The 20,732-nt window shown below is 54.9% G+C and carries 22 protein-coding genes and 1 riboswitch; of the genes, 9 read left to right on the forward strand and 13 right to left on the reverse strand.

Going from position 1 to position 20,732, the window contains the following annotated elements:
* The first annotated feature begins 108 nt into the window (after positions 1-108).
* Positions 109-483 (forward strand): YgzB family protein, encoded by a 375-nt coding sequence (locus BA6348_RS23620; protein WP_005827746.1) that lies wholly within the window; start codon positions 109-111, stop codon positions 481-483.
* 76 nt (positions 484-559) lie between these two features.
* Here BA6348_RS23620 and BA6348_RS23625 read toward each other — a convergent pair whose 3' ends face one another.
* The 3 genes from BA6348_RS23625 to nth all read right to left on the reverse strand — a co-directional run bounded on the left by BA6348_RS23625 (position 560) and on the right by nth (position 3,904).
* Positions 560-2,311: a glycosyl hydrolase family 18 protein gene (locus tag BA6348_RS23625; RefSeq protein WP_122953273.1), complete on the reverse strand. Its 1,752-nt coding sequence runs from the start codon at positions 2,309-2,311 to the stop codon at positions 560-562.
* A 266-nt stretch (positions 2,312-2,577) separates the two neighbouring features.
* A complete protein-coding gene (gene perR / locus BA6348_RS23630; protein WP_025845534.1) occupies positions 2,578-3,012 on the reverse strand; it encodes a peroxide-responsive transcriptional repressor PerR in 435 nt (144 codons plus the stop codon).
* A gap of 157 nt (positions 3,013-3,169) precedes the next feature.
* Positions 3,170-3,904: an endonuclease III gene (gene nth / locus BA6348_RS23635; RefSeq protein ID WP_005827739.1), complete on the reverse strand. Its 735-nt coding sequence runs from the start codon at positions 3,902-3,904 to the stop codon at positions 3,170-3,172.
* A gap of 127 nt (positions 3,905-4,031) precedes the next feature.
* On the opposite strand from nth, the gene BA6348_RS23640 reads away from it, so the two are divergent.
* Complete coding sequence (locus tag BA6348_RS23640) at positions 4,032-4,937, forward strand: complex I NDUFA9 subunit family protein (protein ID WP_005827737.1); 906 nt, start codon at positions 4,032-4,034, stop codon at positions 4,935-4,937.
* A gap of 132 nt (positions 4,938-5,069) precedes the next feature.
* On the opposite strand, the gene BA6348_RS23645 is transcribed toward BA6348_RS23640, so the two are convergent.
* From BA6348_RS23645 to bcp, 4 genes are read right to left on the reverse strand one after another with little or no spacing between them, the layout of a single operon-like run.
* Positions 5,070-5,618, reverse strand: coding sequence for a cob(I)yrinic acid a,c-diamide adenosyltransferase (locus BA6348_RS23645; protein WP_005827736.1), 549 nt, complete (start codon positions 5,616-5,618; stop codon positions 5,070-5,072).
* Between the two features lie 46 nt (positions 5,619-5,664).
* Positions 5,665-6,426 (reverse strand): class I SAM-dependent methyltransferase, encoded by a 762-nt coding sequence (locus BA6348_RS23650; RefSeq protein WP_007786789.1) that lies wholly within the window; start codon positions 6,424-6,426, stop codon positions 5,665-5,667.
* A 9-nt stretch (positions 6,427-6,435) separates the two neighbouring features.
* Positions 6,436-7,488, reverse strand: a complete 1,053-nt coding sequence (locus tag BA6348_RS23655; RefSeq protein ID WP_005827732.1) for a M42 family metallopeptidase — start codon at positions 7,486-7,488, stop codon at positions 6,436-6,438.
* Positions 7,489-7,522: 34 nt separating this feature from the next.
* The gene (gene bcp / locus BA6348_RS23660) at positions 7,523-7,993 is read right to left on the reverse strand and encodes a thioredoxin-dependent thiol peroxidase (protein WP_005827730.1); all 471 of its coding nucleotides are present in this window, start codon (positions 7,991-7,993) and stop codon (positions 7,523-7,525) included.
* A 151-nt stretch (positions 7,994-8,144) separates the two neighbouring features.
* On the opposite strand from bcp, the gene BA6348_RS23665 reads away from it, so the two are divergent.
* The gene (locus BA6348_RS23665; RefSeq protein WP_005827728.1) at positions 8,145-8,777 is read left to right on the forward strand and encodes a winged helix-turn-helix domain-containing protein; all 633 of its coding nucleotides are present in this window, start codon (positions 8,145-8,147) and stop codon (positions 8,775-8,777) included.
* A 78-nt stretch (positions 8,778-8,855) separates the two neighbouring features.
* Positions 8,856-9,494: an HAD family hydrolase gene (locus tag BA6348_RS23670; protein ID WP_005827726.1), complete on the forward strand. Its 639-nt coding sequence runs from the start codon at positions 8,856-8,858 to the stop codon at positions 9,492-9,494.
* 92 nt (positions 9,495-9,586) lie between these two features.
* Here the strand turns inward: BA6348_RS23670 and proS are convergent, their stop codons facing one another.
* The 6 genes from proS to BA6348_RS23700 form a co-directional block, all read right to left on the reverse strand.
* A complete protein-coding gene (gene proS, locus BA6348_RS23675; protein ID WP_005827725.1) occupies positions 9,587-11,053 on the reverse strand; it encodes a proline--tRNA ligase in 1,467 nt (488 codons plus the stop codon).
* A 317-nt stretch (positions 11,054-11,370) separates the two neighbouring features.
* Positions 11,371-11,979, reverse strand: coding sequence for an ECF transporter S component (locus tag BA6348_RS23680; RefSeq protein ID WP_025845522.1), 609 nt, complete (start codon positions 11,977-11,979; stop codon positions 11,371-11,373).
* Between the two features lie 255 nt (positions 11,980-12,234).
* Positions 12,235-12,391: riboswitch (FMN riboswitch) on the reverse strand.
* Between the two features lie 358 nt (positions 12,392-12,749).
* The gene (locus BA6348_RS23685) at positions 12,750-13,547 is read right to left on the reverse strand and encodes an ABC transporter permease (protein ID WP_005827719.1); all 798 of its coding nucleotides are present in this window, start codon (positions 13,545-13,547) and stop codon (positions 12,750-12,752) included.
* 3 nt (positions 13,548-13,550) lie between these two features.
* The gene (locus BA6348_RS23690; RefSeq protein WP_005827717.1) at positions 13,551-14,345 is read right to left on the reverse strand and encodes an ABC transporter permease; all 795 of its coding nucleotides are present in this window, start codon (positions 14,343-14,345) and stop codon (positions 13,551-13,553) included.
* Complete coding sequence (locus tag BA6348_RS23695) at positions 14,338-15,348, reverse strand: ABC transporter ATP-binding protein (protein ID WP_005827715.1); 1,011 nt, start codon at positions 15,346-15,348, stop codon at positions 14,338-14,340. Before BA6348_RS23695 ends, BA6348_RS23690 begins: the two co-directional genes overlap by 8 nt.
* Before the next feature lie 91 nt (positions 15,349-15,439).
* Positions 15,440-16,282: a protein phosphatase 2C domain-containing protein gene (locus tag BA6348_RS23700; RefSeq protein WP_122953272.1), complete on the reverse strand. Its 843-nt coding sequence runs from the start codon at positions 16,280-16,282 to the stop codon at positions 15,440-15,442.
* Between the two features lie 151 nt (positions 16,283-16,433).
* Here BA6348_RS23700 and BA6348_RS23705 point away from each other — a divergent pair, with 151 nt between their 5' ends.
* The 5 genes from BA6348_RS23705 (at position 16,434) to BA6348_RS23720 (ending at position 20,715) form a co-directional block, all read left to right on the forward strand.
* Complete coding sequence (locus BA6348_RS23705) at positions 16,434-17,726, forward strand: glutamate-1-semialdehyde 2,1-aminomutase (protein WP_005827711.1); 1,293 nt, start codon at positions 16,434-16,436, stop codon at positions 17,724-17,726.
* A 114-nt stretch (positions 17,727-17,840) separates the two neighbouring features.
* Positions 17,841-17,981 carry a hypothetical protein gene (locus BA6348_RS26915; RefSeq protein ID WP_007786777.1) on the forward strand — a complete coding sequence of 47 codons (141 nt, stop codon included), beginning with the start codon at positions 17,841-17,843 and terminating at the stop codon, positions 17,979-17,981.
* A 234-nt stretch (positions 17,982-18,215) separates the two neighbouring features.
* On the forward strand, positions 18,216-18,896 hold the full coding sequence (locus BA6348_RS23710; RefSeq protein WP_005827707.1) for a zinc metallopeptidase: 681 nt from the start codon (positions 18,216-18,218) through the stop codon (positions 18,894-18,896).
* A 115-nt stretch (positions 18,897-19,011) separates the two neighbouring features.
* The gene (locus BA6348_RS23715) at positions 19,012-19,845 is read left to right on the forward strand and encodes a pyrroline-5-carboxylate reductase family protein (RefSeq protein ID WP_005827706.1); all 834 of its coding nucleotides are present in this window, start codon (positions 19,012-19,014) and stop codon (positions 19,843-19,845) included.
* Positions 19,846-19,851: 6 nt separating this feature from the next.
* On the forward strand, positions 19,852-20,715 hold the full coding sequence (locus BA6348_RS23720; protein ID WP_005827704.1) for an NAD(P)-dependent oxidoreductase: 864 nt from the start codon (positions 19,852-19,854) through the stop codon (positions 20,713-20,715).
* Positions 20,716-20,732 lie beyond the last annotated feature (17 nt).

Consider the following 20,732-nt stretch of genomic DNA (forward strand, 5'->3'; position numbering starts at 1 on the left):
TCCTCCCTGCCCTGGGTTGAACTTATGGATTCTACACGATTTGTTCGTTTCCTGCTTGTCAACAGACAAAACCTTTGTATGCTATACTGTAATGTAGGAGGAATGATGATGAAAAAAACTGAACGCCTGAGCAAAATCAAACGCATGCGCACATGGGGCAACTGGAGCATGGTGATCGGCATTTTGCTGATGTATACAGGGTACGCTTTTTTCGGGGGATATCTGGACTTTATACCTTTCCTTGGCAACCTGTTAAAAGGCTCTCACATCTTCATGACGCTGCTTTTAATCATCGGCTTTATTTTGACGATGGGCAGCACTGTGTTGTTCATGATTTCCGGCATGGTTTCTACCTCTGCTCCCCAGGTGGAATGTCCTTCGTGCCAAAAAGTAACGAAGATGCTTGGAAAAGAAGATGCCTGTATGTTTTGCGGACAGCCATTGCGCTTGGAAGACGGACAGCCTCAGCAAAACCAGACATGATTGGTGCCTCGACCTTGCGATACACAATAAGCCACCTGCACAATCCCGTCTTACGGGCAGCAGGTGGCTTCTTTTTTTACTGAGCCGTTATGGCGCTTTTCAAGCCTTCTTCGATGGCCGGCCAAATCTCCGGCTCTTCAAATCCGCGCCGCCACGAAGCGACTCCGGCCAGATCGTACTTTTTGACCAGCTCGATCCGCTTTTTCATGGAAGAGACATCCTCCAGCCACATCTTGTAGACATTCCCGTCTTTCGGATCGCGATATTCCACGTATTGTTGGCCGGATGCTTCGTCGAGAACAGGCGTAAGCTTTCGCTCCTGCACCCATTCTTGCGCCCTTGGCATGGACAGCGCTTTGGAGCTTACCTTGATTGTGCCGTCAGCCTGCTTGGCTTCCGTCCACAGTCTCGTGTAAAAAGGAACGCCCAGCAGCAGCTTTTCGTTTGGCACTTCCTCGAGCACGCCTTGCAAGCCTGCTTCCACCCAAGGCAGCGAAGCGACCGAGCCTGCTTTTGGACTCGCCGCCCAATGCTCATCGTATGTCATGACAGCCATGTAGTCGACCACCTGGGCCAATGCCTTGCGATCAAAAAACATCGACCACGTCTTCGCATTGGACTTGATGGTGACATCAATGGAAACGGTCAGCCCTTGCTGGTGCAAATACGGCGTCAGCTCGCGAACAAACTGGACGAGCCGCTCCTTGTCTTCGTAGTACACATTTTCAAAGTCGATGTTGATGCCGTCCAGATCGTACAGGTGCGCGTAGTGAATGAGCTGGGCGATCAGCTTGTCTCGTTTGTCGTAGCTGCCGAGCACCGCTTGGGTCCAGTCCGGATTGAAGCCGTTCGTGACCAGCCCCCACACCTGATAGCCGCGCTTGTGCGCCCATTTCACATACGCCGGGTCAGCCCTGTTCAAAAGCGTCCCTTCTGCATCCTTCAGCTCAAACCAGGTGGGCGAGACGACATTGACGCCAGGCAACGCCCCGATTTGGGCGACGTTCGGATTTTTATTGACAACATGCTCCCAGACCATGTTTACCTTTTCGCCATTCGGCTTCCACGCAGCTTGCCCCTCGGAAGAAGTGGCGTGCTGCAAGGTGACCTTCCGCTTGCTCGCCATCTCCAGGCTTTTCTCCGGGAGAAAGCCCGCGATTCCGGAAGCGGTCAACACGCGGTAGTAGCCTTCCTGCTGGCCGAGCACATCGACCAGTTCTCCGGCAGATAGCTCGGCAACGATCGGAGTGCGGTGCGAAGCGCCAACGCGAACGGGTTGTTTTTCCTCGTCGCTGACGACTTTTGCCTGCCCGATTTCGTACCCTTCCTGCTCCACCGTGAGGACGCCTGTATCCGCTTTGCGCTCAAAAGCAAAAGGATACAGCTTTTCCAATGGATCAAGCGGCACGTAGCGAGTCCCGCCCACTTCCTTGACCGGCACCTGCAAATTGACCGGCTGCTTGTTCAGATGGGCGACTACTTCGCCGCTCTCCATCCTGAGCACTTTGTCCTTCGTCGTCACGATCACCGACTTGGTAGGCTCATCCCAAAAGATCGCCGGATCAATCTTTTCCTTGATAAAGTCAAAAGGCAGCAAGATTTGCTCCGCCTCCAGCAAATACGAAGCATCCGCCCGCTGTCCTTCGTAGACGATGACTGCTTTGTCGCCGTCGTACGGCTGGACGTGCTCGGTCGAAGCGCGCAGCACGAAAAACCAGTATATGCTGCCGAAAATTGCAAGCAAGAAAAGCATCAGCGCAAAAAGCCTGCGCATTGCCCTTCTCCGTCTACGCCTGGGGCGAGGTGCCATTCCAAGCTGCATGTTCATGGCCTGTTCCTCCTCCCAGCCAAATAAGCCCGCACGCGGACCAGATTGTATGCATTCGTCATTCGTCTGTCAATTCGATCATAACGTGGCTTCAAACGATTCACAACCTTTTGTCTACTGGAAAAAACGAGAGACAAGCCCCGCTCTCCCCCAAAAAAAGACGTTTGAACAGTCAAAACGTTACACCTTTCAACAGAAAAACACCTTCTATCTCAACTTGCTAAGCTTTCGTTGAGACAAAAGGTGTTCGTCCGTACAGCTTCATTTTAGTGGGCGCTCTTTTGACAGGACTCGCAGATGCCATATACTTCCATACGATGTCCGGTAACTTTAAACCCGATGTCTTTTGCGGCAGCTTCTTCCGCCTCCCGCAAATACGGGAAATGGAAGTCCCGGATCGCCCCGCAATTGGAACAGATCGCGTGGTAATGATCTTCCTCCACATTGGCATCGAAGCGACTGGACGCGTCCCCGTAGGTAAGCTCAATCACCAGGCCCGCATCTTTAAAAACCCGCAGGTTATTGTAAATCGTTGCGACGCTCATGTTCGGGAATTTACCTTCGAGAGCTTTGTATATTTCGTCAGCCGTCGGGTGAGTCATCGTCTCCAGCAGGTACGTTAAAATGGCATGGCGCTGAGGTGTCATCCGAACCCCGGTGTTTTTGAGGATTTCTACAGCTTTTTCCACACGCTGTGTCATAATTGTCACACCCCACAGTCTTTCGCAAGACAAAAGATCAGTCAATCCTGTTTGTCATTGATTAGAATTACTTTAAATAAGTGTACGTCTATTCGGCGAAAACTGTCAATATCCATTACGCGGAATTGAGGAGAAAGAACTGGAAATCGAGCTTCCCTCAAGAAATGCTTGGCTCCTTTTTCGCTTTGGGCTTCGCTTTCGGCTTGGCGGCTTGTTTGCCAGCTTGCTTCGCAGGCGCCTTTTTCTCTGCTTTTTTGGCCTCCGTCAGAGCGTATTTGCACATGGATTGCAGCGGACATTGATCGCACTTCGGATTGCGCGCCGCACAGATTCTTCTGCCGTGCCAGATCAGCCAATGGTGGGCATCCGACCACTTTTCGCGCGGGATGCGCTTCATCAGTTGGCGCTCCACTTCGTCTACGTTGTCGCTTTTGGCAAGACCGAGGCGGTTCGCCACGCGGAACACGTGAGTATCGACCGCAATAGCCGGGACGCCAAACGCATTGGAGAGAACGACATTGGCCGTCTTCCTCCCTACGCCCGGCAACGCTTCCAGCTCGGCATGCGTTTGCGGCACCTCCCCGTTGTACTTTTCAAACAAGATTCTACAGGCCTCCAAAATGTTTTTGCTCTTATTTTTATACAAGCCCAGCCCTTTTATATGCTCTTCCATTTCTTCCTGGGTGAGATGCAGGTAGTGCTCCGGCCGGTTCAGCTCTTTAAACATCGGCTCGGTAATCTCGTTCACCCGCTTATCCGTGCACTGTGCCGAAAGAATGGTCGCGATCAACAGCTCAAACGGGGTTGTATAGTTCAATTCGCAGTGGGCATCCGGGTACATTTGCTGAAGCGTATCCAAAATGTCTGCGACGGGTACTTTGCGTTGTGCCATAAATATATCCCCCTTTTTCCTACATTATACCGATCTTGATCGGCTCGGCAATCGTCGCAAGCAATAGCACGATGCCGCTGTGCTGATGTAAAATGGGCTTGGAAAGATTTAACGGGGGGCGATACGCATGAAGGTTTTCCTGACGGGAGCTACCGGATTTGTCGGCAAAGGCGTGTTGGAGCGGCTGATTGCCGAAGGTCACGATGCCGTTTGCTTGACGCGGCCAGGCTCAAAAGACAAGCTGCACCACGGGCAGGCCGGGCCGGGAAGCGTCTCTCTGGCAGCAGGAGACATATTGGACGTCGAATCGCTGAAAAGCGCCATGGCAGGCTGCGAGGCGGTCATTCACCTGGTCGGAATCATTCGCGAGCAGCCGGGCAAAGGGATTACGTTTCCCAAAATTCACGTCGAGGGCACGAAAAACGTCGTGGAGGCAGCGAAGCAGGCGGGCGTAAAGCGCTTCGTCCACATGAGCGCCCTCGGTTCCAGAGCAAACGCGACAAGCGCCTACCACCGCACAAAGTACGAAGCCGAGCAGCTCGTGATCGCAAGCGGAATCCCGTACGTCATTTTTCAGCCATCGGTCATCTTCGGTCCGGGCGACGAGTTCGTCAACATGCTCGCGGATCTGGTGCGCATGCCTGTCACTCCTGTTATCGGCGACGGCTCCTATCCTTTGCAGCCCGTAGCGCGGAAAACGGTAGCGGATGTGTTTGTCCAGGCATTGAGCCTGCCCGCTGCGACGAATCAAATCTATGAAACGGGCGGGCCTGATCCGATCTCCTACGGAGAAATACTCGATGCCATCGGCGAGGCAATCGGCAAAAAGCGGGTTCGCAAAGTGCACATCCCGCTCGCCTTCATGAAGCCTGTCGTCAACATGCTGGAGGGCTTCTCGTTTTTTCCGATCACCAACACGCAACTGACCATGCTGCTCGAAGGCAATGCCTGCCGCGACGGCCAGCGGCTGTACGACACTTTTCCTACTGAAAAAATCGCGTTTCGCCCAGGAATCTCTACTTACCTCCGATAGATAGTATTGGCTCAAGCAAAAGGGGCCTGTCCCCAACCAAACGCATGAATCCAGCCAACAGCCAGATGTTTTCACACAAAAAAGGGGCGTCTCCAAGCCGGACAGTCGACTTATGGGACAACCCCTTTTTGCTTATTCATGCAGCGTTTTTTCCACGGAGCCTGTCTCTTTGTTTACGTGACGGGCGACGACGAAAAGATAGTCGGACAATCGGTTGAGATATTTGACGACTGCCGGATTTACCTGCTCTTGCTGCGCCACATGGACGGCTTTGCGCTCGGCGCGTCTGACAACCGTGCGGGCAATATGGAAGGCAGCGGCAGCGGGATGGCCGCCCGGCAAAATGAAGTTGGTGAGCATCGGCAGCCCTGCGTCCAGCTTGTCGATTTGCTCCTCCAGAAACGTCACATCCTCTTCGCCGATCGGCCAACCTACTTTTTTCCCTTCCGGTGTGGCAAGCTCCGCGCCTACATGGAACAGCTTGGTTTGAATGATGTGAAACACATCCTGCAACTCCTGCCACGCCTCCGTTGCGGGCAACAGGGACAGGGCCAGCCCGATTTGCGAGTTGGCCTCGTCGCACGTGCCGTATGCCTCGACGCGATCCGCGAACTTCGGCACGCGCACGCCCGCCACCAGTGAAGTCTCGCCTTTATCCCCTGATTTCGTGTAAATCTTCATCCGTATCCCCCGCCTTTTTTCTTTGTCTGGAAAGTCTGGAAAGGTGCTACACCGACTCGCAAACGACAATCAATTCCGTGCTGCTCGCATCAAAAGGCGCTTTGGCAAAGTTGCCGTACCGCCTGGTCACCTTCAGCCCGTTCAGGCGCAAAAGGTGGTGAAGCTCGGTCGGAAAAATATAGCGCAGCACAAAGCGTCCATTCACTCGTTCAACCACAGTGCCGCGCGCATCTGTGCGCTCGTACATGCGGGTCACTTCGCACAGTTGCTGGAAGTGGTCGTAGCGGGTGTAATCCCACATCAACACTTCTCCCCCGGACGGCAGTGGATACGTTCCGCGCAGCGACATCTTTTCATTTTCTTCGTAAAAATGATTGATTTTGGGCACAAACACGTTCATCGCAAGCTTTCCGCCAGGTGCCAGATGCTTGCGAATACAGCCGAGCGCCTTCATCTGCTCCTGAATGTGCAACAGGTGCAAAAACGAGCGGAACGGGATCATGATGAGTGAAAAAGTCTCGCCAAGATCGAAGCTGCGCATGTCTCCCTGAAGCAGCGTAAGCCCTGTGGTCACGCCTTGCTCTTGTGCCTTTTCCTGCGCGCGCGCCAGCATCTCCTGTGACAAGTCAATGCCCGTCACCTCGATCCCGGCCTGGGCGACCGGAATCGCGATTCTCCCGGTGCCGCAAGCAAGATCGAGCACTTTGCCGCCAGCCTGCTTCGCTTCTTCCAGGTAAAAATCGACGTCGCCCGCAACGCCGCGCTGCGTCAAATCGTAGTAATCGGCCCATTGATACATATTGCTCATGCCGTCCTCCTATGCTTGCATTTCCTCGGAAGCCAGGTAAGCCATGATGAGCTTCGCCGTATTTTCCAGCGCTTCTTTGTGCGTGCGCTCATGGGAGTGGGAGGCGTCCACGCCAGGGCCGATCAGCCCGTGGACGATGTCGTACCCTGACCGCAACGCCGCGCTCGCGTCTGAGTTGTAATACGAGTAAATGTCTACCGCGTAGTTCAAGCCGTTTTCTTTGGCCAGTCGGGTCAAATGGCTGCGCAAACCGTAGTGGTACGGCCCGGAGGAATCCTTCGCGCAAATGGAGACGCAGTATTCGTCTGTCGTCTGGCCGTCGCCGATCGCGCCCATATCCACCGCCAAATACTCCACGACGTTTGCCGGAATGCTGGAATTGCCGCCATAGCCGATCTCTTCGTTGTTGCTGATAAAAAAGTGCGTGGTGTATGGCAGTTGCTGCCCGGATTCGCGAAGCTCCTTCAGCACGCCGAGCAAAATGGCGACGCTCGCCTTGTCATCAATGTGCCGGGACTTGATGAAGCCGCTGTCGGTGACGGTCACGCGCGGGTCGAAGGAGACAAAATCCCCGACGGAAATGCCCAGCTCCTGCACCTGCTCCCTGTTTGTCACTTTTTCGTCCAGGCGCACTTCCATGTTGACGTCTGTTCTTTCCGCCTTGCCTGCATCGCGGCCGTACACGTGGACGGAAGCCTTCGAGGACAAAATCGTTCCGGTGACGAGGCGGCCGCTCGCGGTTTCCACCGTGCAATGCTCCCCTTCAATTGCATTGAACTCAAAGCCGCCGATCAAAGTCAGCTTCAAACGGCCGTTGCTTTTGATTTCCTTGACCATCGCGCCAAGCGTATCGACGTGCGCTGTCAGCAGGCGCGCCTTGTCGTCACGCGCTCCCGGCACAGTCGCTACAATCGCGCCTTTGTTCGTCCGCTTGTACTCGACGCCGAGCTGTTCCAGCTCCTGCGCTACCCACGCCATGACTTTGGCTGTGTTGCCGGACGGACTCGGGATGTTCGCCAATTGGCAAAAGGATTGAACCACATACTCTGTAGACACACTCATGAAATGCTCCTCCTCTATGTATCAACTCTGCCTGTCAGCCTTGCAGCTCTTCCTTGATGAATTGAAGCACTTCCTGTACGTGCCCTTTCACCTTTACTTTTGGCCAGACCTTTGCGATGTTTCCTTCCTTGTCGATCACAAAGGTCGTCCGCTCGATCCCCATGTACTCGCGGCCGTACATTTTTTTCAGCACCCACACTCCGTACGCTTCTGCCACCTCGTGCTCCGGGTCTGCCAACAGCGGAAACGGCAGCTCGTGCTTGGCAATAAACTTGTCGTGCGATTTGACTGAATCCGGGCTGATCCCGAGTACAACTGTATTCAGCTCAGCGAACTGCGGATGGTAGTCCCGGAAATCACACGCCTCTGTCGTGCAGCCTGGCGTCATGTCCTTCGGATAAAAATAAAGCACAACATTTTTCCCGCGGAATTGGGAAAGTGAAATCGTCTGATCCTGATTGGCCTGCAATGTAAATAACGGCGCGGCTTGTCCGCTTGCGATCATGCTCATCCCTCCGTAAAAATCACTTGTCTCATTTTACCACAAGCTTACAGGCACTTCATCCGCATATACGTTGCGCTTTCAATCAGAAAACGATAGAATTAATTAAGAAAAATAAAAAAATGGCCTAGTCAGTTGGATGGTGAGAATTGGCATGAAAGAGTTTTTTGAAGTAACCGATCCAGAAGCGCTTAAATCCCTTGCCATAGCAGAACGGGTTAAGATTTTAGAACTCTTCGAGGATTTGGAGCCGCGTACGGCCAAACAAATCGCTACGGAACTAGGCGAAAATGCTGCACGTCTTCACTACCACGTGAAGGAGCTCGTGCGTGTTGGTTTGCTCGAACAGGTGGATACCCGCGTCAAAGGTTCCATCGTTGAGAAATATTACGAGCCAGTCGCCAAGGTGATTCAGGTTAAGCTTCAGCTTATGATTGAGGAAAACGCACAGCAATTGAGTGACGTCATGTTCACTCCGTTTCGCACGACAGAAAAGGATCTCATGAGGACACTCAACCGCTTCGTGGCAAGCGATCAGGATGTTCGCAAGGAATACCAGAACACGTTTGCTTTTAACCTGACTGAATTTTATTTGAGCCAGGAAGAACGCAACCAACTGGTCGACGACATCAGCGATCTTTTGCAGAAGTACAAAGGCTTTAAAAACGAGCCGGGACGCCGCAAATTCAAGTTTTTCGACGTTCTGTTCCCGTTGACGCCTGCTGACCCGACTGACGATTCGGAAGAACCGTTTGAGGATGCAGACGATCAGGACAAGCCTCTGTAAAAAGCAGAGAACCACACCAGGAAAACCATCAAGAAAGATGGTTTTTCTTTGTTTTTCAGCCCAAAAGGAGGGTGGATGATGCGCACCATTCTGTTTGATTTTGACGGAACCGTCGCCGATACGCTCCCGCTCATCTTCACGGCTTTTCGCTCGACTTTTCAGCGCTTTTTGCAGGAGCATTACACAGACGAGCAAATCGTCGCGCTGTTCGGGCCGACGGAGACAGGCATTTTGCAAAACAGGCTGCCCGCACACGAGCATGCCGCGGCACTGGATCATTTTTTTGCCATCTACACGAGCGAGCATGCCCGGGTGCAAAACCCCGGGGAAATCGCCCGCATGCTGGAGCAGTTGCACGCGGCTGGAGTCCAGATGGGAATCGTCACGGGAAAAGGACGGAGAAGCGCAGATATTTCCTTGCGCGAGTGGGGACTGGAAACGTATTTTTCCGTCGTGATTACAGGCGATGACGTGAGCCAGCCAAAGCCGCACCCGGAAGGCATTTTTACTGCGCTGAAAGAGCTTGGCTCAACGGCCGGGGAGACGATTTTTGTAGGCGACAGCGATGCCGACATCGTGGCCGGGCGTGCGGCAGGGCTTACGACGGTCGGGGTCGATTGGCTGCCCGTCACGCAAAAGGCCGGAAGCTTCGATCCGGAGCCGGACTACCGCTTTTCCGACGCACAGGTTTTTGCCGACTGGGTGCTCGGCCGCTAAGTTTTTCGCACAGGCAAAAAGGGAGTGCCCTCTTTTTCACGCGAGGGGCACTCCCTTGTTTTCGGTTCAAGCGTATGCGTTACCAGAACCGCCTAGTACGCCCGCCCGAACCAGACCGTATGCTTCGCCTCTTTGCCGCAGCAAATGCAGGCTGCTTTTTGGGCAGGCGGATCGAACGGAATGTTGCGGGAGGTAAATTTGGTTTCTTCCTTGACCTTGGCTTCGCAAGCGTCGTCTCCGCACCAGCCGGCCAGCACCCAGCCGCTTGGGCGGTTCTCGCTTTCGCAGTTGGCGATGTGCGCAGCCAACTGCTCCATCGTGTCGACGTCGAGATGAGAATTAGCTTCCCGGAAGGCCAGCGCTTTTTGGAACATGTTTTGCTGGATGTCTTCGAGCAGCTTCGCAATCGTCTGGGCAATTCCCGCCAGCGGCACGGTCACTTTTTCGCCCGTATCGCGGCGGGCCAGGATCGCCTGACCGTTTTCCACATCGCGCGGCCCAAGCTCCAGGCGCAGCGGCACCCCGCGCATTTCCCATTCGTTGAACTTCCAGCCCGGCGTCTCTTCACGCAAGTCGGCACGCACGCGAACCCCTGCCGCTTTGATCTCGTCGAAAAGCGGATCGAACGCCTCCATCACTTTTTCCCGCAGCTTCATCGGACCTACCGGAATCATGATGACTTGCGTAGGCGCCATCCGTGGCGGCAGCGCCAGGCCGCGGTCGTCGCCGTGCACCATGATCATCGAGCCGATGAGCCGCGTCGAGCTGCCCCACGAGGTCGTATGCACGTACTTGAACTGATTGTCGCGGTCCAAAAACTTGATCTCGAAGCCGCGCGCAAACTTGTCGCCCAAATAGTGCGAGGTGCCCGCCTGCACGGCTTTTCCGTCCTTCATCATCGCTTCGATCGAGTACGTGTCAACCGCACCCGCGAAGCGCTCGCTCGGCGTCTTTTGCCCTTTCCATACCGGAATCGCCAGCTCCTGCTCGACTACTTCGCGATAAATTTCGAGCATCTGCATCGTTTCCTGGCGCGCCTCTTCTTCTGTCGCATGGGCGGTGTGGCCTTCCTGCCAGAGAAATTCCGATGTGCGCAAAAACGGCATCGTGCGCTTTTCCCAGCGGAACACGTTGGCCCACTGGTTAATCAGGATCGGCAAGTCGCGGTAGCTCTGAATCCACTGGCTGTACATGTGGCCGATGATCGTCTCCGAGGTCGGGCGCAGGGCGAGCTTTTCCTCCAACTGTTCGCCGCCCGCTTCGGTCACCCATGGCAGTTCTGGGTTGAAGCCCTCGATGTGCTCTTTTTCTTTTTGGAAAAACGACTCGGGAATCAGCATCGGGAAGTAGGCATTGCGATGTCCGGTTTCCTTGAACCGTTTGTCCATCGCCTCCTGAATCCGTTCCCACAGCTCGAAGCCGTCGGGCTTGAAGACGATGCAGCCGCGCACCGGGGTGTAGTCCATCAAGTCCGCCTTTTTGATCGCATCAATGTACCAGCGCGAAAAATCTTCCGACTGCGGTGTAATTTCTTTTACAAACGCTTTGTCCTCTTTCATCCTTCTACGCTCCTTTTTTCTTCGCATGAAATGCAAAAAATCCCCCATCCCAAAAGGGACGGAGGATTGACTTCCGCGGTACCACCCTGATTGACCATGGCTTGTGCCACAGTCCTCTTTTCCAACCCGATAACGGCGGGGCGACCGGACCAGCTCGTCGCTGGCGGCTTCAGGATGGGGTGCAGGTATGCCTCGTATCAGCCTTCCAGACTAGGGCCGACTCTCTGGAACAAGGGAAATAGCTGCGGGTCCTTTCATAGCCTTTTCACAAAAACGGTTCGTTTAAGAACATATCTTAGCAAGTCGAAAGGCCGATGTCAATTTGTGGTACGCAGGGCCAGGCGAGCGCCCAGCTTGGCGTAAACAGGATAGGCGACCAAGGCGAGCACGACGCCTTTGAAAATGTTGAACGGCACAATGCCGACCAAGACGAGGGACCAGACGCTCGTCGCATTGAACATCGCGAGCAGTTCTGCCATCGGCATATGGTAGAGCACAGCGTAAGCCGGGAGCAGGACGTATGCGTTGGCGACAGCCATGACGACCGTCATCAGCAATGTCCCGAGCGCAAGCCCTGTCAGAAAACCTTTTTTGCCCTGGCCGCTGCGTTGCAGCAGGATAGCCGGCAAAATGAAGCTGGCGCCGGCAATCACATTGGCAATCTCGCCGATCAAGAGTCCGTCTGCATTTTTAAACAGAAAGTGCAATGTATTTTTCAAAACTTCGATGATGATTCCGGCCACCGGACCGTACATAAGCCCGCCGATCAACGCTGGCAGCGTGCTGAAATCAAGCTTCAGAAAGCTCGGCATCAGCGGAACGGGAACCTCCAAAAATTGCAGGATAAAGGCAACGGCGGCCAGCATCGGAATCGTCACGATCCGCTGGGTTGCTCTGCGCGAAGAATGCAAGGCTGTTTCTTTCATGTGTACCATCTCCTCTTTGTTCTCCTTCTTTGAGGAATGGCAACAGTGGTCGTGCCACACGTGTTGCTACTCATACGCTTTGCCTGCGGAAACGCAAAAATACCCTGAGAAAGATTCTCAGGGCAGATTACAGGCGTATGACAAAGCATGTGCAGGAAACAGGTTCGCGAAACAAAAGGTGCTGATTTTGCATGCCCCTTTTGCAGCTTTTCCCGTTTGCACAGGCAAACAAGCACGTGCAGAAAACGTACTGTCGTCATCCTTCTCCCATCCAGACTGTACTGTCGGCTCTGGAATCTCACCAGATCCTGCACTCCGTCGCTTGCTGACAAGCTGGGGAGGCTCGCGGGCTTAACGTGCTCGTGACACGATCACCGCCGGTCGGGAATTGCACCCTGCCCCGAAGGATTTGTGTAGTTGTCTATTGCATATTATACTGCGCTTTTTTGATTTGACAATAGAGGAAACGGCTAAATCGACAATTTTTTATTGTTTTCCGATGAATTTAATAGGATATGCTCCTGGTCGCTTTGATCGGGTTGGTAGTTACCTTGACCAAAAAGAAATAGACCGCCCTTGAGTCCCAATTCCAGCGGTCTATTCTTCCAGAAATTTTGAGCCGAACCCCTTGAGGGAAGCTTCCATTGTACAGACCGCTCCGGTTGCCGCCGGACGGTCTTTTTTTCGCTTGTTACCTCTAATGTTATCATAACGAGCCGCAAATAAAAATATACATTCGGCTCCTCCAGCATCGAATCAGGCCGCGACTGCTACGAACCCGCTCCCCGATATTTGCTGACCCCCCAGTTCCACACAAACAGGCCGAGGCCAAAGAAAACGACAGCCACGAGCGGAGTAAACGCCGCGTAGGTGTACCAGACTTCTTTGCGCAAAAAGTAGGCAGCCGGGTAGACGCCGACGAAGGCAAACGGCAGTACATAGGTCAGCACGAAGCGGATCGCTTTGTTGTACACATCCACCGGATAGCGGCCGTACTGCTGAATGTTGTAGATCATCGGGGCGATTCCCGTCCGCGAATCAGAGAAAAAGCTGACCGCCGCAATCGCTGTGTACACGCCGCCGTAGATGAGAGCGCCGCTCACGACCAGCCCGATGAAGATCAGCGGGTCGTACCAGTAAAACGACAGGTCGAGCTGGATCGCCGCATAGCCCATAATAATCAGGCCCGTGATGATGCCGAAAATGCGGTCCGGCGCGATGGATTCCAGACAAACCTGCGCCAGATTGTGAATCGGCCTGGTCAGGATGCGATCCATTTCGCCCCGGATAATGTAGCGCTCGTTGAAGTCCCAAAAGCCGAAAAACATCGAGAACAGCGCATACGGCACCAAAAAGAACCCGTAAATGAAAATGATTTCGTCCCGCGTCCAGTCTTTCATCATCGGGACGTGCGTGAACACGACGATGATGAACACGAGGTTAATCAACTCGGAAACGAGGTTGGACACAAGCTCCCCGAGAAAGTCAGCCCGATAGGCAAGCCTCGTTTTGAAATACTGGCCCAGGTAGTCGGCAAAAATGCCGATAATATGTTTCACGTTTTGCATCGTCTACCCTCCTTGCACGACCAGCCGATTTCGGGCCATACGCCACAAAACCAGGATGGGGACCAGAATGACAACCATCCAGATCGCCTGAAAGCCGATCAATTCCCAGGCCCGTCCAGGGGTAATCGCTCCGGTGAAAATCAGACTCGGATAGTAGTTGACGGCCTGAAACGGCAGAAAGCCCATGACGGTCTGCGCCCAGCCCGGAAAAAAGCTGATCGGCAGCACGAGGCCGGACATCAGATCGACGACGACCCGCTTCGCCCGCATCATCCCGTCGTTGCGGAACAGGAAAAACGTGAACAGACCCGTCAGCAGGTTAATCTGCGTATTAATGAGAAAAGCGAACATCAGACTGAGCAGGTACAGCCCCCAGCCGGTCGCGGTCGCCGGGAAGTGAAAGGGAATAATCAGGCTGATGAGAAAAATCCCCGGCCCGGCGAAAAACAGAAAGCGGAAAATCCCTTCCCCGAACGCCTGCGCCGTTTTCACCGACAAGTAGTTGTAGGGACGGATCATTTCGATGGCGACCTTGCCCTCGCGAACGTCCTGGGCGATCTCCGTGTCAATGTTGTTAAAGTAAAAAGCGCGCGACATCCAGGCGATCGCCACGTAGGAGGTCATCTGCTCGACCGATAGCCCGCCAAGCTGCTGCTGGTCGCCGTAGATGGCGCCCCACAAAAAGTAGTAGGCCCCGATGTTGATCGCGTAAATGATGATGCCGCTGTAGTAGTTCACCCGGTAGGCGAGCATGGTCAAAAACCGCATGCGGATCAGTTCCATGTAGAGCCTATGCATGGTCCCGCACCTCTGTATCTACCTGGTAAATGTTGCGGACGATGTCCTCTGTGCTCGTCTCCATAATTTTCACGTCGCTGACCTCGAACGACGACATAACCGTGGACAGGACGAACGGCAGCATTTCCTGGCTTTGCGGCACCTTGACGCTCAGGGTGAAGTCGTTTTCCTGCGTGACTTCGCACGGCATTTCGCCGAGTGTCTGGCGCAGTTCGGCTGCGGAGGTGCGCTTTTTCATCTGGAAGGAAATCTCTGTGCCATTGCCCCACTTTTCCTTCAGGTCGCTGAGCAGGCCGTCGAAGATCAGCTTGCCTTTGTCCATGACCAGCACCCGTTTACAGAGCGCCTCGATGTCGGAAACGTCGTGCGTGGTCAGCAGGATGGTCATGTTTTCCGTCTCGTTCAGATTGCGCAAAAACTCGCGGATTTTTTGCTTCACCAGCACGTCCAGCCCGACTGTCGGCTCGTCGAGGAACAACAGCCGCGGCTTGTGGATCAAGGAAGCCGCTACCTCGCAGCGCATCCGCTGGCCGAGGCTCAGCTTGCGCACCGGCTGGCTGACGAACGGGCTGATTTCCAGCTCCTCGATCAAGCGCGCGAGCCACTTTTCGCCCTCTGTCTCGTCGACCTTGTAGACGCTTTTTAGCAGGCGAAACGACTCCAACGGGGACAAATCCCACCAAAGCTGTGAGCGCTGCCCGAAGACGACGCCGATGGAGCGCACGTATTCCTCGCGCTGTTTGAACGGGACGTAGCCGTTGATGACGATCTCGCCGTCGCTCGGGGTCAAAATGCCCGTCAGCATCTTGATGGTCGTCGATTTCCCGGCGCCGTTTTCCCCGATCAGGGCGAACATCTCGCCCTCTTCCACGGTGAAAGAAAGGTCATTCACCGCTTTGACTGTCTTGTACTCGCGGCTGAACAAGTCACGAAAAGCACCCCCGAGGCCGGATCTGGCCTGGTGGATGCGGAACTCCTTTTGCAAATGCTTCACTTGGATCATGGAAAACCGTCCTTTTTGGCTTGCTTCAAATAACAACTGTTAGTGTATACGAGCATGTGAAAATGTGCAAAAGGCAAACTGTAGCAAACTATCAGCGCAAAAACAGGACAATCCCTGTCTTGTCGTCCGACTTTTTGAAGCGGGGGTAGCGAATGCATTCCGGGTCGCTGTTTTCCAGCGCAATCAGTTCATCTGCATAGCGCTGCAGTCCTTTGCGGAAGATCGGCAGCGCCGTTTCCTCCCAGCCTGGCTCGTCACCGCCAAAAGCAGCCGGCATGAAAAGTCCATCGGTTGCCAGCACCAGCGCTTTTACCCCCGCCCGGTTAACCCGTCCATACTCCACAAAATCCGCGCAGGCGGGATCGCCGTTCAAAACACCGTAGCCTCCTGGTTCATTCGCCTGGTAGCGGTTATGAATCAGGATCTCCATACATCGCTCGCGCAACTCGACGCGGGTGGACAGCCCCTCGCGAATCCCTGCTTCCCAGCTTGCCAGTGCCTGTTGCTCCAGCAAGCGGACTTGCGGGTAGGTCAGCGGCCGCACCGCATCGTCCTCGTAGACGGCAAAAATCATACAGTCTCCGCTCTGGGCGTATTCGAGGCAGTTGTCTTTCAAGCGGACGACCGCGCACGCCGCTCCCCACAGCGCTTCTTTTTTCGCCAGATCGACGCCGCCTTCGCGCATCTGCTCGCGCAATTGCTCGTTTACGCGCGCCAGGTAATCGGGCAAAACCGCATCGTGGGGCATCGCCTCAAGCTGCCTTTTCACCAACTCTGCCGCAATCGCTCCTCCGGTTTGCCCGGCCCGGTTTTCGTACGGAACCAGCGACGACACGCCGTCAATCACCGCGTACACCTGCCCGGTCTGGGAAATCACATAGGCGTCCTCATTGGTATTGCCGCTTCCTTTAATGGAGATGCACTCAAGTTTCATGGTGAACTACCGCCTTTTATGTGTAGTGATTTGCTTGAAAATTGTATCATTTTTCCTTTTTTCCAGCTATAGCTCCCCATCCATATTCAGGTGTCTTTGGCTGTGTTAAGATAATGAAGGACTTTTTCGAAAAGAAAAGAGGGAAAAACGCATGAAACGTGAACGATCCGCGCTGCTGCACGAACAAGCCATGGATGTCATTCTCGGTGGGGTAAACAGCCCTTCCCGTTCTTTCAAGGCCGTAGGCGGGGGAGCGCCCGTGACGATGGAGCGTGCCCAGGGCGCGTATTTCTGGGACGTGGACGGCAACCGATATATTGACTATTTGGCGGCGTATGGCCCGATCATTACAGGCCACGCCCATCCGCATGTAACCAAAGCGATCTGCGAAGCGGCGGCGAACGGCACGCTGTACGGGACGCCGACTCCGTGGGAAGTAACTTTTGCCAACATGATCCGCGAAGCGATCCCGTCGATGGAGCGCATCCGCTTCAACAACTCCGGTACGGAATCCGTCATGACGTGCATTCGCGTGGCTCGTGCCTACACCGGACGCGTGAAAATCATCAAATTCGCGGGCTGCTACCACGGGCACTCCGATCTCGTGCTCGTCGCGGCAGGCTCTGGACCTTCCACGCTGGGCATCCCGGACAGCGCCGGCATTCCGCAAAGCATCGCCAACGAAGTGATTACCGTTCCGTTCAACGACATCGGCGCGTTTGCCGAAGCGATGAGCAAGTGGGGTAGCGAAACAGCGTGCGTGCTGGTCGAGCCGATCGTCGGCAACTTCGGTATCGTCACGCCGGAGCCAGGCTTTTTGGAAGAAGTAAACCGCATCGCGCACGAAGCAGGTGCGCTCGTTGTGTACGACGAGGTTATTACCGCATTCCGCTTCTGCTACGGCGGGGCGCAAAACTTGCTGGGTGTAACACCTGACCTGACCGCGCTCGGAAAAATCATCGGCGGCGGCTTGCCGATTGGCGCGTATGGCGGACGCCGCGATATTATGGAGCAGGTCGCGCCGCTCGGTCCAGCCTACCAGGCAGGGACAATGGCGGGCAATCCCGCTTCCATCCGCGCCGGAATCGCTTGCCTGGAAGTGCTGAAGCAGCCTGGCGTGTACGATGAGTTCGAGCGACTCGGTGCGCTTTTGGAAAAAGGCATTCGCGACGCGGCGAGCAAGCACGGCGTCACCATTCAGCTCAACCGCGTCAAAGGAGCTATGGCGGTTTACTTTACGGACGAGCCAGTCCGCGACTACGATGCCGCGCAAAAAGCCGATGGCGAGCTGTTCGCCCGCTTCTTCCGCCTCCTTTTGGACGAAGGCATCTGCCTCGCGCCTTCCAAATACGAGGCGTGGTTCATCACCACCGCTCACACGGAGGACGACATCCGGGAAACGATTGCGGCTGTCGACCGCGCCTTCGCCCAGTTGAACGCGTAGCTTGGCGAAAAATGTGTGCGCCTGACGGCAAGACAAGCATTGCCAAGCCCGCTCCCCTGCTTTTTGGAGATACTAACGACTGCACGAGAGTATCATCGCGAGGAGGCGATCTAGGTGTCAAAAGGCGAAAAGACGTACCCGCAAGCTCCGGAAAAGACGCTGGATTCCAAAGCGAGCAGCAAGATGCTCGAAATCGTCGGCTTCCAAAATCCGCGCAAGACCGAGCATCACAAAACGCAAAACCACGATCGCTAGGCGTGCCAGGCAGACACATTCCCGCCTGAGGATGTGTCTGCTTTTTTTATGCTTTTGCCCGTTTGGTCCAGCACATATAAGTCGACGATGATATTGTCAAGATTGGTCAGAGATTGTACAATAAAAATAGTGAAACTGCCATGACACTTATTCGTATACATGGATATGGGACAAAATGTGTAAGGAACTGCTATTGTGCATATTTCGTAGATAAAAACGAGGAGTGAGTGCTCAATGTTTTTTCACCCGATGGATTTTCTGATTCTCATTGCATTCGGACTGTCGCTCTGGGCTCAATTCCGCGTAAAGGGAACCTTTAACAAGTACGCGGAGGTCCCTACTTCCTCCGGCCTTACCGGGGCGGAAGCGGCGCGGCGGATGCTCGATGCAAACGGCTTGACCAACGTTCCGGTCGAACATATTCCGGGCACGCTGACCGACCACTACGATCCGATGTCCCGTGTGGTTCGCCTGTCTGATCCTGTCTACTTCGGCAACTCCATCGCATCGTTGTCCGTTGCTTGTCACGAAGTCGGCCATGCCATCCAGCACAAAGTATCGTATCCGATGCTGGTAGCGCGCCACCGCATTTTCCCGGTGGTCAACCTGGTATCCGGTGTTGCGCCGCTCTTGCTGCTCGCTGGCTTCTTTTTCAAAATGACGGGTCTGCTATTGATCGGGATTATTTTCTTCTCCGGCGCTGTTGCCTTCCAGCTCATCACGCTGCCAGTCGAGTTTAACGCGAGCAGCCGTGCCAAAGAGCTGATGCTGAAAATGGGCTTCATCCGCAACGAGGAAGAACGCGGAGCGAGCAAGGTGCTCGGCGCCGCCGCTCTGACCTACGTGGCAGCCGCTCTGATCTCTGTTCTCGAGCTTGCCAAGTACATCATGATCTTCAGAAGCTCCGACGACTAATCGCAGGTACAAAAAAACGTTTACTACGACAGACACAAGGTACAGCCTCTTCCACAGCGGGAGGCTGTACCTTTTTATGTGGACTTGCGTTACAATGGGACGGGAGGTTTTGTACATGCGCATCGGGATTATCGGATTAGGAAGTATGGGGCAAATGCTTGTGAAGTCGTTTTGCAAAAGCGAAGCGATCCAGCCGGAAAACGTGCTCGTCTTCAACCGGACGCAAGCAAAGGCAGACAAGCTGCAAGCGGAATACGGCGTGACCGTCGCGGCGACCGCGCAAGCGCTATGCGAGCAGGCGGAGCTGATTTTCCTCTGCACGAAGCCGCTCGACGTCTTGCCTGTTTTACGCGGGCTGTCGGTTGCTGCCGACAAGCATATCGTCTCGGTCGCTGCCGGGGTCAGTATCGCGGATGTGGAAACCGTCCACGCCGGGCCAGTCAGCAAAGTGATTCCGACCGTCACTTCCTCGGAGCTGCACGGGGTATCGCTGCTGACAAACAGCGGCAAAGTGAGCGCCGAACAGCGCGAGCATCTGCTTACTCTGCTGTCTGCCATCGGCACGGTACAGGTGGTTACCGATGCCGAAATCGAGACGGCGACGATTTTGAGCAGCAGTGCGCCGGGACTGATCGCGGGGATTCTCGATTCTTTCGCCCAGGCGGCTGTTCGCAAAACGCCGGAGCTGGGGATTGAGGCAGCCCGCAGCATCCTCGTGGAGACGATGCTGGGAACGGCTTTGCTTTTGAAAAACGAACAGCTTGGCTTCGACCAACTGATCGAGCGCGTCGCTACCAAAGGCGGAATTACCGAGGAAGGGCTGCGCGTCCTCGACAAAACCTTGCCGGGCGGCTTTGACGAGCTGTTTGCCATGACATCGTCCAAGCACGCCGCGCTGAAGGAGCTTGTACAAAAACAGGTCGGAGAACACAGCGACGAAAAGGAGTAATCAGACATGATCGTAGGTTGGATTGGCTTGGGCAATATGGGCGTACCGATGGCGGGCAATCTGCTGGCGGCAGGCTATGACGTGAGCGTCTGGAACCGCACCCCGGACAAGGCGGCTCCGCTGGTCGCCCTCGGTGCGAAGCAGGTGGCGTCCCTGCCCCGGCTCGTAGAGGAATGCGACGTACTGTTTACGATGGTCAGCGACGACGAGGCGGTAAAAGCGATCTACACGGGAGCAGACGGCGTGCTGTCCGCGCGTGTATCCGGCAAGCTGGCGATTGACATGAGCACGATTGCGCCGGAGACGTCCCGTTTTCTGGCGGAGCAGGCGAAAAAAGCCGGGCTGCGTTTTCTCGACGCCCCGGTCTCAGGCAGTGTCGGTCCGGCTAAAGAAGCTCAGCTCGTCATCATGGTTGGCGGCGAAAAAGCGGACTACGACGAAGCGAAGCCGCTCTTGGACAAGCTCGGCAAGGCCGCCATTTACCTGGGACCAAACGGCGCAGGCACCTCTGCCAAGCTGGCGATCAATCTCCTGCTCGGCATCACCGTTCAGGGCGTCTCGGAAACGCTGCTGTTCGCCCGCTCGCTCGGGATTGAGACGGAGCAAATGCTGGAGATTATTTCGCAAAGCGCTGTAGGCACTCCGCTGATTCGCGGTAAAGCGGCCTCGATTCTCGCAGACGACTATCCTGCGGCTTTTGCCTTGAAGCATATGGCCAAAGACCTGCGCCTGGCCCGCGAGGCTGGCGTGTCTACGCCGCTGGCGGAATCGGCGCAGGCAACCTATCGTCAAGCGCTGGAGGAAGGGCTGGGCGAGCTGGATCTGATGGCGATTCTGCGTCATCTGCAAGGCCCTTCCCTTACCAAATAGCCAAGCAAACGAAAAAA

The organism is Brevibacillus agri, assembly GCF_004117055.1.
In the GTDB taxonomy this organism is placed as follows: Bacteria; Bacillota; Bacilli; order Brevibacillales; family Brevibacillaceae; genus Brevibacillus; species Brevibacillus agri.